Source organism: Ralstonia sp. ASV6, from assembly GCF_016429285.1.
Classification (GTDB): Bacteria; Pseudomonadota; Gammaproteobacteria; order Burkholderiales; family Burkholderiaceae; genus Ralstonia; species Ralstonia flaminis.
Genome location: NZ_JAELUI010000311.1, coordinates 1 through 1,306 on the forward strand (window position 1 = coordinate 1; position 1,306 = coordinate 1,306).

General features: G+C 65.2%; 1 protein-coding gene. It reads right to left on the minus strand.

Features of this window, described 5'->3' with window-relative positions:
• Positions 1-1,306: malto-oligosyltrehalose trehalohydrolase (gene treZ / locus JHD73_RS27740; protein WP_199033334.1), on the minus strand; the 1,306-nt coding region annotated here is incomplete at both ends.

The following is a 1,306-nucleotide window of genomic DNA, read 5'->3' on the forward strand; positions in this document are numbered from 1 at the left end:
GCCCAAGCTCGCGCCGCCGGCCTTCACGCACCGCATCGGCCAATGCGCCGTGGTGGCTGGTGAAGTAATAGAAGGGCCGCAGGCTGCCCCATTCCTCACCCATGAACAGCAGGGGGATTTGTGGGCACAGCAGCAGCAACGTTTGCGCGGCGTGCAGGGCTTCTGGGTGTGCGAGACGTGTCAGTCGTTCACCGAGCGGCCGATTGCCGATCTGGTCGTGGTTTTGCAGATAGAGCACAAAGGCGGTGGGCGGTAGGGTGCCGCTTGGTTCACCACGCGGGGCGCCGTTGTGCAGCGCAGAGGGCTCGCCCTGGTAGCAGAAACCTTCTTGCAGCACACGCGCCAGGCGCTCTGCGGGGGCGTCGGCGTAAGCCGCGTAGTAGGCTTCGTGTTCACCTGTGAGCAAGGCATGCAGGGCGTGGTGACCGTCGTCATTCCACTGGGCTTCGAACGGGCCAGTCTGCGTCGGCTCGGTTGGGCTACGATCCGGCGGGATGGGGGATGTGGTAGCACCACGCAGCAGTGATGCCGCGTTGTTCTCGTTCTCCAGCACAAGATGCACATAGCGCCCGGGCTCGACTGCCTGGCGTACGCGCGCAGCCAACTCGCTCAGCCAGTCGCGCTCACCAATGGCCTGCACGGCATCCAGGCGCAGGCCGTCGAAGCGATATTCCATCAACCACATCAGCGCGTTCTGGATGAAGAACTCGCGCACGGCTGGCTGGCGAAAATCGAACGCAGCGCCCCAGGGCGTGTGTGTGCCTTCATGGAAGAAGCGGCGTGCGTAGTGAACCAGGTAATTTCCATCGGGCCCGAAGTGGTTGTAGACCACATCCAGGAAGACCATCAGCCCGAGGCCATGCGCGGTGTCGATCAGCGCCTTGAGTTCGTCGGGCGAGCCGTAGCTGGCGTCCGGCGCGAACGGCAGCACACCGTCGTAGCCCCAGTTGCGTGCCCCCGGAAATTCCGCCAGTGGCATCAGTTCGATGGCCGTGACGCCAAGGCGCGCCAGCTCGGGCAGCCGTGCACGTACGCCGTTGAAGCCACCCATTGCGCCGACGTGCAACTCGTACAGCACGGTCTCGTGCCAGGGCCGTCCTTGCCAGTCGGCGTGGCGCCACAGGTAGCGTGACGGGTCGACCACCAGGCTGGGGCCGTAGAGGTCTTGCCACTGCGCACGCGCAGCCGGATCGGGCACGGTGATGGTCACACCGTTGCGGTCGGTCACGCGGTATCGGTAGCACAACCCGGCGCCGATTGGCGCAACGGCTGCATACCAGCCGTCGGGTTCAGCCTCCATGCGCAC